Raw genomic sequence first — 8,906 nt, forward strand, 5'->3', positions numbered from 1 at the left:
GCGAGGGGGCTCTCCGCTCAGCTCGGGCGCCGGAGTCGGCCCCCCGCGGCTTTGTGCGCGCGCTGGGCGAAGACGTCGTCGCTGCGCTCGGCCATCTGCCGCAGCGCGTCTTTGCGGTCCCGTGCGGAGAGCCGGTCGAGGTACGTATGGCCCACGAGATGGTCGTACTCGTGCTGCAGGCAGCGGGCGAAGTACCCCGTTCCCTCGATGAGGAGCGGGTTGCCGTCCTTGTCGAACCCGCGCACGGCGGCGCGGTCGGTGCGGGGGACCGTCATCGTGGCTCCGGGCACGGACAGGCAGCCCTCGAAGTCGTCCACGAGGCGGCGGCTGCCCGGTCCGGGCAGCTCAAGGACGGGGTTGACGATGTGGCCGACATGCCGGATGCCCTGGTCGTCCGGGCAGTCGTACACGAACAGGCGCAGGTCCACGCCGACTTGGTTGGCGGCAAGGCCGGCGCCGTCGGCCACGTACATGGTCAGGAACATGTCGTCGATCAGCGCCGACAACCCGGGAGTCCCGAACTCGTTCACCTCGCGGCACGGACGGCTCAGTACCTCTTCGCCCACCACCGTGATCCTGCGGACCGCGCCCCGGTCCGCTTCGGGCGGCAGCGCCGGACAGTCGTCAACGGGGCTGCCCTGCAGGCGGACCCGACGGTCCGTGGCGCCGGGCCGCTCGTGACCAACGGACATGGCTGTCTCCCCTGTCTTCCCTCTTGCGCACTCTGCTGACGCGTCACCAAGGCGCTGCCGCCCCGACTGCTCGACTGCCCCTTGCCAACGGCTTTGCAAAGTAGCAGACTTTGCAAAGTGACTGAAGATGACCTCAATGCACCGGGCGGCCAGGCAGCCGGCAGCGAATTGCGGGAGCACGAGGTCCGTACGGCTCTGCTCGACCTGCTCGCCGAAGTCGGCACCGTCACGGCGACCGAAGCCGCCGCCCGCATCGGCCACAGCTCCGGCCTCTGTTCGTTCCACCTGCGCCAGCTCGCACGTCACGGCTACATCGAGGAGGCCCCGCACAGCGGGGGCCGTGCCCGCCCCTGGCGCCTGAGGCGGCAGACCCCTGCGGCCGACGGGCCCGCGGCCGCCGAGCAGCAATTCGGTGACTTGGCCCGGGGTCTTGAGGACGAAAGCTGGCAGCGCTGGCTGTCCCAGCGGGACGAGGTCCCGCCCTCATGGCGCCATGACGAGGCCTTCAGCGCCGTCGCGTATCTGACACCCGACGAGATGAGCCGGGTCGCGGAGGTGATCCGACGGGCGCTCGCTCCCTACCAGGACCGCGAACAACGCCCTCTGGCCCGGCCCGACGGCGCTCGCCCGGTCGCCCTCATCGCTCGGCTGTTCCCCCTGCTTCCTGACGCGTCCGGCGGCGAGGGGCAGGGATGAGGCCGGGGCCGCGCGTTCGCCCGGGCCCGTCCTCGCTTGCCTTCTCGCTCATCTCCTCGCTCGATAACGGCAAGCGCTGAGCGTCACGTCCGCGGCCGGGTGAGTTTGGCGGCCACGGCGTCGAGGACCCAGTCCAGGCCGGTCGCGAAGGATTCCTCGGCGTCCACGTCCGCGCCGTCGTACACGGCTTTGCTCAGCGCCGGGAAGCGGCCCGTGGCCAGCATGCGCGTCATGTGCGGGCCGTTGGCGCGCTGCCAGTCGTGCTTGGACAGGCCCGTGGCGCGCTCGGCCCGCAGGTTCGTGATCTCGCGTCTGATCGCGCCGGTGCAGTAGGCGCTGACGGTCTCCACGGCGCGCATGACGGTGTCGATGTCGGCGAGGTCGTCGAGGGCGGCCAGCGTGGACTCGGCCACGGCGAGGCCGTTCGGGCCCATGGCCGGACGGCCGCCGAGCAGGTCGGCCAGCCATTCGTGACGGAGAGCGGCCTGCCGGGTGCGGTGGGCCAGAACGCTCAGCGCCTCCCGCCAGTCGCCGGGCCGCTCCTCGGGGAGGATCTCGGCCTGCACGGCGTCCACCATGAGGTCGAACAGCTCCTCCTTGGTGGAGATATAGCCGTACAGCCGCATGGGGCCGGCGTTCAGCCGGGCGGCGACCTTGCGCAACGACACCGCCTCAAGGCCGCCCTCGTCGGCCAGCGCGAGGGCGGCGGCGACGATCCGCTCCCGGTCGAGCGGCACGGGGCGGGCGGGTGGCTCGGGACGGTCCCAGACAGTCATGCGGGACACCGTATCCGATGCGATACGGTGTATCGACATGAGACAACGTATCGCCGTGGTCGGCTGCGGCCCCGCCGGCCTTGCCTTCGCCCGTGTCCTGCACCGCCACGACTACCCGGTCACCGTCCTCGAACGCGATGCCGCCCCCGACGCCCGCCCGCCGGGCGGCACCCTTGACCTGCACGAAGGCCTGGGCCAGCGTGCGCTGGACAAGGCGGGGCTGCTCGCGGAGTTCCAGGCGCTGTCCCGTCCCGAGGGGCAGGCCATGCGCATCCTCGACGTGGACGGGACCGTCCTGCGCGACTGGCGGCCGCGTCCGCAGGACCGGGCCAATCCCGAGATCGACCGCGGGCAGCTCCGTGACCTGCTGCTCGGCTCTCTCGATGTGCGCTGGGGGCAGGGGGTGACGCAGGTCGTGCCGGGAACGCGGGATGGCGTACTGGTCCATTTCGCGGACGGGCGACAGGAGACGTTCGATCTCGTGGTCGGGGCGGACGGAGCCTGGTCCCGGGTCCGCCCGGCCGTCTCGCCGGTGACGCCGCACTACACCGGCGTCACCTTCGTCGAGACGTCCCTGGACGACGTGGACACCCGCCACCCCGGCCTCGCCCGGCTGGTCGGTGACGGTTCCCTGGCTGTGTACGGCGTGAACCGGGCTCTCGTCGCCCAGCGCAACCGCGGCGGCCACGTCAAGGTGTACGCCCAGTTCCGCGCGCCGCTGGACTGGCACACGAACCTGAATCTGGACCTGGCCGACGCCGAGGCCGTGCGGTCGAGTCTGCTGGCGCTGTTCGGCGGCTGGGCCGATCCCGTCCTCGAACTCCTGCGCCGCGGCACCGGTTTCGTCCATCGGCCCCTCTACGTCCTGCCCGAGTCCCACGCCTGGACGCATGTCCCCGGGGTGACGCTCCTTGGCGACGCCGCCCATCTGATGCCGCCGTTGGGGGCGGGGGCGAACCTCGCGCTGCTGGAAGGCGCCGAGCTCGCCGAGTCCATAGCCGCCGGCCCCGGAGGCCCCGGAGATCTGGACGATGCCGTCCGCGCCTTCGAGGAACGGATGTGGCAACGGGCCGGCAGGTGGGCGACGTTCACGACGGCCGGTCTTGAACGCCTCGTGAGCCCGGACCCGGCCGAAGCCCTCGCCCTCTTCGACCAGGTCCAGTCGTCCTGACCGCCGCACCCGACGCCCCTGGGTCCTCTTGGGCGGATAGCGGATAGCCGTGCAGACAGGTTCAGGCGAGCGCGAGAGCGACCTCGGTGGACTTGATCAGGGCCACGACACGGGCGCCCTCGGCGAGTTGGAGGTCCTCGGCGGACTCGCGGGTGATGGCGGCGGTCAGCTGTCCGCCCTCGACACCGACCTTCACCGTGGCCATGGCGGGGCCCTTGGCCAGGGAGGTGACGGTGCCCGCGAGCTGGTTGCGGATGCTGATGCCGTCGACCGCGGCCGTGGCCAGCGACACCTCGGTGGACTTCACCAGTACGCGGACCTCGGTCCCTTCGGTGATGCCGAGGTCACGCACGGCGTCCGCGGTGATCGCTGCGGTGATGTCCTGTCCACCGGCCAGGCGAGCCTTCACGGTTGCCATGGCCTGTCCGACGTTGACGGCGGTGACGGTGGCGGGAAGCTGATTGCGGACGCTGAGGCTCATGGCTGCCCTTGCTGCTCGTTCTTTTCGGATGCTCGCGTGCGAGCATCGCTGCGGACAGTTCGGAGGTTAGGGCGCAGACCGGGGCAAGGGGTGGATATGGCGGTCACCCGGGACCGGGCGGTGTCGGCGCGTGCGCCGTGGCATCGTGGCGGCATGACCATCGAGGTGCGCCCGGCATCGGCCTTCGAGGATGTCCGTACGCTCATCGGCCCGAAGTCCCCCGGGGCCAACGTCTGCTGGTGCCTGAGCTACCGGATCCCGTCCAAGCTCAACAACGAACTGCGCGGACCGGCCCGCGGCGAGTACGTCGCCGGGCTGTGCCGAGCCGACCCCGCTCCGGGAGTGCTCGCCTACGACGGTGACGAACCGGTCGGCTGGGCCGCCGTGGCGCCGCGCTCGGCCACCTCCTTCGCGCGCAACCGGAAGATCCCGCATATCGACGATCTGCCGGTCTGGTCACTGTGGTGCATCCGGGTACGCCCCGGTCACCGCAAGCAGGGCATCTCGCATGCCCTCATCGCCGGCGCGGTCGCGTTCGCCCGCGGACACGGCGCCCCGGCGATCGAGGCGTACCCCCTCGACAACGGCGACGCCAAGGTCGACCTCACCATGGCCTACGCCGGGATCCGGAAGAACTTCGAGCGCGCCGGGTTCACCCACGCCGCCGACACCACCTCGGTCCTGGCCGGACATCCGCGTGTCCTGATGCGGCTCGACCTGCGCTGACGCGGCAGGCCTCGCGGCCCGGTCAGCGCCCCTTGGGGAACGCCGCGCGCAGCGCGTGGCCGCGGGTGAGGAAGGCGAGGCGGATGACGGGGAGCATGCAGACGGTCTGCAGCACGGCGTACCACGGCGGGCAGACGCCCGGGATCAGGTCGACGCCGATGATCGCGACCGGCATGACGACCGCGAGGGTGCTCACGCGCTCGAAGGCCCGCCGGGATCCCCGGGAGGCGGAGACGGTCATCCGGAGGAGCAGGACGGCGACCACAGGCAGCAGGACGGCCCGGACCCACATGAACGTATTCACCGAATGACCGCTGCCCCACAGCACGATGACTGCCAGGAGGGCGATCGCGCCCAGTGCGCCGTAGACCTTGACGGCAGCCTTCGCCGTGTCGAAGGCGGCCTGCGTACGGGGGGTGCTGAGGAGTGCCGCGCCGGGCGTGGTGTGCGTGTTGGTTTCCATGCTCAGCGACGCTACGAAGCGCTCGGCGGAGGCGGTATCGGTCTGGGCCCACGGGTGGGTGGGGCCAGCCCCACTCCAGGGCTGACCTGGGCCGCAGCGGGCTCCGCGAGGTGCACAGTGGGAGCACCGGACGATCGGACGGGAGCGGAGCGGGAGTGAAGGAAAGCGTCATGAGACAGCTGGGATCGTGGACGGCGCGCGCCGGCGTGGGGTTCGTGCGGGCGTGTGTCGTGGCGGCCGTCAGCATGCTGGTCCCCGTCGTGTGGGCCGCGGCCGTCGCGTGGGGGATCTGGTGGGGGGCTGGGAACCCGTGGTCATGGGTGGGGCCGCTGGTGCTGGTGTGCGTGGGCACGTTCGCCCTGTGCCGCCCGGTCTGCCGGATCGTCCGCCACCTCGTCGCGCGGTGGACCGGCACCGTGATCTCCGCCGGATACCGCCGGGCCGGGCCGGTGACGCGGATGTCCACCGGGTTCTGGTGGAACGGCTTCACCTACGAGCGCAGCCGTCGCGACGCCCTGCTGGATCAGAAGCGGCGCATCTGGTGGAGCGACCCTGCCACCTGGCGGGATCTGCGCTTCACGGGGATCGTGCCGTTCACCGCGGGACTGGCCGCGGCCCTTCCGCCGGCCGGGGTGGCCGTGGCGGTCCTCGGGTTCGCACAGCCGGGGCCCGCCGCGCGCCTCGTCGGGGCCCTCGGCGTGGTGGTGGCCGTCGCCACATCGCCGTACGCCTGGCGGCCGGTCGAGCCGGTGGCCGTCCGCTTCCTGCGGCCGTCGCTCGCGATGGAGCTGGCGGACCGGGTGGACGACCTGACCGCGCAGCGCGCGGATGCGACGGTCGCGCAGGCCGCCGAAATCCGCCGGATCGAGCGGGATTTGCACGACGGAGCGCAGGCCCGTCTCGTCGCGCTCGGCCTGTCCCTCGCGACCGCGGAGATCCTGATGGAGAGCGACCCCGACCAGGCGCGGGCACTGATGCGGGACGCGCAGGCCGGTGCCACCGCCTCGCTGGCCGAACTCCGCGGGCTCATCCAGGGGATCAGCCCGCCGGTACTCAACGAGCGGGGGCTCATCGACGCCGTTCGCGCTCTCGCCCTGGACGCCCCCCTCGACGTGACGGTGAGCGCCGGCACCTCGCTGCGCCTGGACCCGCCGATCGAGTCGGCCGTCTACTTCGCCGTCGCCGAACTGCTGACCAACGCGGTCAGGCACGCTCAGGCGTCCCGGGCGTACATCTCCCTCGGACGGGATGAGAACGGTGTCATCGCCGAGGTTGACGACGACGGCCGGGGCGGGGCCGACGTCCGGGCCGGTGGCGGACTCGCGGGCCTGCGCCGCCGCCTCGCGGTCTTCGACGGCACTCTGGAGATCACCAGTCCGCCGGGCGGACCGACCCGTGTGAGGATTACGGTGCCATGCGAATCGTTGTAGCCGAAGACCTGTACCTCCTGCGTGACGGAATGGTCCGCCTGATCGAGGCGTGCGGCCATGAGGTGGTGGCGACGGCGGCCACCGGCCCCGAGACGCTGCAGGCGCTGCGGACCTGGCGGCCGGATGTGGCCGTCATCGATGTCCGGATGCCGCCGGACCAGTCGGACGAGGGACTGCGCGCGGCGCTCGCCGCCCGCGCTGAGATGCCCGGGTTGCCCGTCCTGATCCTGTCCCAGCACGTCGAGCAGCTGTACGCCCGTGAGCTCCTGGCCGACGGCTCCGGCGGCGTCGGCTACCTCCTCAAGGAGAGCGTGTTCAACGCCGAGCAGTTCATCGGCGCCCTGGAGCGCGTCGCGGGCGGCGGGACCGCCATGGACCCGGCCGTGATCGCGAAGCTGCTGTCCAGCAGCACTCCGAGCCGAGGACTCGAGCAGCTCACCGAACGCGAGTACTCCGTCCTCGGCCTCATGGCGGAGGGACTGTCCAACCAGGCCATCGGTCGCCGCCTCTTTCTCAGCGAGGGCGCCGTCAGCAAATACACGACCTCGCTGTTCGGGAAACTCGCCATCACCAACGACGAAGACAGCAACCGCCGTGTGCGCGCCGTGCTCGCCTACCTGAACAAGCCTCACCTGAACAAGCCTTAGCTGACCCGGCCTCGGGTGGCGGCGCGCGGCGGCGGCGATTTCCAGCTGAAACAGTCCTTGCACGGGTCGGAGATGTGGCTTCTGGTTGAGCCGTGGTCGCCCATTCTCTACCGTCTCTCCTGACCTTACTGTCAGGTCCATGACGGTCGTGGAGGCCCCGTATGTCCTCCGAACTTCCGCACCCGGCCATCCCGTTGCCCCGCCGTGTCTTCCTCGCCCGCACCGGTCTGGTCGGCGCGGCTGTCGCCGGTGGGCTCCTCGACCTTCCGGGCCTGCGCGCCACCGAGGCGCAGGCGCGGCCCGCCGCCCGGGCCGATCTCCTGGGCACCGCGCTGCGGCATCTGGCCCTTGACACCCTCCGCGGTCTCGCCGCGTTCGTGCTGCCCGGCTCCGATCGGTACTCCGTGGTCCAGGGAACACCCCGCACCCGTCCCGGCGGTGTCGCGGCCGAGGCCGCCGAGAACCTCCTCGACACTCTCGACAACTACCTGCCGTTTGCCAGGAGTTGGCGCGCCCGGTGGCCATGGCCTTCGCGACGGGCGGCGCCGGCCTCGGCATCCCGCTGCCCGACGACCACACCGGCCCCGGCTCGCTGACCACCCTGGAGGACGCCCTCGGCACCCTCCTCGAAGGCAACGAGAAGATCCCGCTGTCGGCCTTTGCGGCCGCCCTGCTCAACCTGCTCGCCACCCAGGCCGCCCCCGCCTCGCTCGTCGGCCCCTTCCTCACTCCGCTGCCGCGGCTGTCGTACGCCCGCAAGGCCAAGGCCTTCGAACTCCTCGAACGTACCGACTCCGACCTGGTGGCCCTGCTCGACGTGCATTTCCCCGAACCGCTCACAGGATCGGTCTCGGGGCTGCTGAAGTTCGTGGGCGGGGCGCTGCTCACCCTCGCGCTCTTCGCCGCGCTGGGGGAGTACGCGGTCTACGACCCCGCCACCAAGAAATTGACGGCCCGGCCCGTCGGCTGGCGACTCACCGGGTACGAGGGCCGCGTGGACGGGCTCCCCGATTTCAAGGGCTACTACCAGGGGCGCGAGGAGGCCGCCGGAGATGCGTGATGTCATCGTGATCGGAGCGGGCGGCGGCGGTCCCGTCGTCGCCGAGGAACTCGCCGCCCAGGGCCTGGACGTACTCCTGCTGGAAGCCGGACCCCGGCACGCCGCACCTCGCTCGGAGTGGACCCACTTCGAGCACGACGCCGACCACCCCCTCACCGGCTTCCTGCGGTTCGGCCCGGCCGAGCGCCGGCACGGCGCCTGGGTCCGCGAACTGCCGCAGCACTCCTTCGCCCTGCCGTGCTCCGGCGTGGGCGGCACCACCCAGCACTACTTCGCCAACTCCCCGCGCGCCTTCCCCGGCGTACGAAGCCGGCTCATTCGAGGTCCTGGAATGCCGGTGGCGGAGCGGGGCTGAAGTCCTTCCGGCGCCATGCCACTGCCATGCGGAGGACTGCGGGAGAACGGACATGACTCTCTCCTGAATGTGACGGGGAGGAACGACGCGGTAGACCGATGACGGTGCCGATGCCAATGCCAATGCCAATGCCAATGCCGATGCCTATATCGACGACGGCCGGTGAGTCCGCGCGTGGAAATTCGAGAACGAAACATGAAGCGCCGGATCGGGCGAGGCGCCGGCGCCCTTCAATGATGTGCGCATATATCTGCGCGCCATAGTCGCTTTGTCTGTCACACAAAGGGCCCGGACCGGTCGGCCGGGGGCGGGCCGGAATGCGCACGGGAGAGGTCGCGCCGTGTTCGCGGGGGCGTGGATCGGCGCATGCCGGGGAGCAGGCGACCGCCGTTGTGCGCCTCTCCTTTGG

12 protein-coding genes are annotated in these 8,906 nt (G+C 71.2%); 8 read left to right on the plus strand and 4 right to left on the minus strand.

Annotated features, from left to right (window positions below; genetic code table 11):
* Positions 1–17: 17 nt before the first annotated feature.
* Positions 18–692, minus strand: a complete 675-nt coding sequence (gene def, locus ACFQVC_RS07610; RefSeq protein ID WP_381827916.1) for a peptide deformylase — start codon at positions 690–692, stop codon at positions 18–20.
* A 117-nt stretch (positions 693–809) separates the two neighbouring features.
* On the opposite strand from def, the gene ACFQVC_RS07615 reads away from it, so the two are divergent.
* Complete coding sequence (locus tag ACFQVC_RS07615; protein ID WP_381827918.1) at positions 810–1,388, plus strand: winged helix-turn-helix transcriptional regulator; 579 nt, start codon at positions 810–812, stop codon at positions 1,386–1,388.
* 83 nt (positions 1,389–1,471) lie between these two features.
* Here the strand turns inward: ACFQVC_RS07615 and ACFQVC_RS07620 are convergent, their stop codons facing one another.
* Positions 1,472–2,164: a TetR/AcrR family transcriptional regulator gene (locus ACFQVC_RS07620; protein ID WP_381827921.1), complete on the minus strand. Its 693-nt coding sequence runs from the start codon at positions 2,162–2,164 to the stop codon at positions 1,472–1,474.
* 37 nt (positions 2,165–2,201) lie between these two features.
* On the opposite strand from ACFQVC_RS07620, the gene ACFQVC_RS07625 reads away from it, so the two are divergent.
* Positions 2,202–3,335 (plus strand): FAD-dependent oxidoreductase, encoded by a 1,134-nt coding sequence (locus tag ACFQVC_RS07625; protein ID WP_381827923.1) that lies wholly within the window; start codon positions 2,202–2,204, stop codon positions 3,333–3,335.
* A gap of 61 nt (positions 3,336–3,396) precedes the next feature.
* Here ACFQVC_RS07625 and ACFQVC_RS07630 read toward each other — a convergent pair whose 3' ends face one another.
* Positions 3,397–3,816: a TOBE domain-containing protein gene (locus ACFQVC_RS07630; protein ID WP_381827925.1), complete on the minus strand. Its 420-nt coding sequence runs from the start codon at positions 3,814–3,816 to the stop codon at positions 3,397–3,399.
* Between the two features lie 153 nt (positions 3,817–3,969).
* Here ACFQVC_RS07630 and ACFQVC_RS07635 point away from each other — a divergent pair, with 153 nt between their 5' ends.
* Positions 3,970–4,542, plus strand: a complete 573-nt coding sequence (locus ACFQVC_RS07635) for a GNAT family N-acetyltransferase (RefSeq protein ID WP_381827927.1) — start codon at positions 3,970–3,972, stop codon at positions 4,540–4,542.
* Positions 4,543–4,564: 22 nt separating this feature from the next.
* Here the strand turns inward: ACFQVC_RS07635 and ACFQVC_RS07640 are convergent, their stop codons facing one another.
* Complete coding sequence (locus ACFQVC_RS07640) at positions 4,565–5,005, minus strand: hypothetical protein (RefSeq protein ID WP_381827929.1); 441 nt, start codon at positions 5,003–5,005, stop codon at positions 4,565–4,567.
* Between the two features lie 170 nt (positions 5,006–5,175).
* Here ACFQVC_RS07640 and ACFQVC_RS07645 point away from each other — a divergent pair, with 170 nt between their 5' ends.
* From ACFQVC_RS07645 to ACFQVC_RS07665, 5 genes are all read left to right on the plus strand, one after another.
* Entirely contained in the window at positions 5,176–6,435 is a 1,260-nt protein-coding gene (locus ACFQVC_RS07645; RefSeq protein WP_381827931.1) for a sensor histidine kinase, read from the plus strand.
* On the plus strand, positions 6,420–7,082 hold the full coding sequence (locus tag ACFQVC_RS07650; protein WP_381827933.1) for a response regulator transcription factor: 663 nt from the start codon (positions 6,420–6,422) through the stop codon (positions 7,080–7,082). Before ACFQVC_RS07645 ends, ACFQVC_RS07650 begins: the two co-directional genes overlap by 16 nt.
* A 161-nt stretch (positions 7,083–7,243) precedes the next feature.
* Positions 7,244–7,678, plus strand: a complete 435-nt coding sequence (locus tag ACFQVC_RS07655) for a hypothetical protein (protein WP_381827935.1) — start codon at positions 7,244–7,246, stop codon at positions 7,676–7,678.
* Positions 7,600–8,142: a hypothetical protein gene (locus tag ACFQVC_RS07660; RefSeq protein ID WP_381827937.1), complete on the plus strand. Its 543-nt coding sequence runs from the start codon at positions 7,600–7,602 to the stop codon at positions 8,140–8,142. The genes ACFQVC_RS07655 and ACFQVC_RS07660 overlap by 79 nt, the downstream gene beginning before the upstream one ends.
* Positions 8,135–8,497 (plus strand): lycopene cyclase family protein, encoded by a 363-nt coding sequence (locus ACFQVC_RS07665; protein WP_381827939.1) that lies wholly within the window; start codon positions 8,135–8,137, stop codon positions 8,495–8,497. The genes ACFQVC_RS07660 and ACFQVC_RS07665 overlap by 8 nt, the downstream gene beginning before the upstream one ends.
* Positions 8,498–8,906 lie beyond the last annotated feature (409 nt).

This window comes from Streptomyces monticola, from assembly GCF_042665355.1.
In the GTDB taxonomy this organism is placed as follows: domain Bacteria; phylum Actinomycetota; class Actinomycetes; order Streptomycetales; family Streptomycetaceae; genus Streptomyces; species Streptomyces monticola.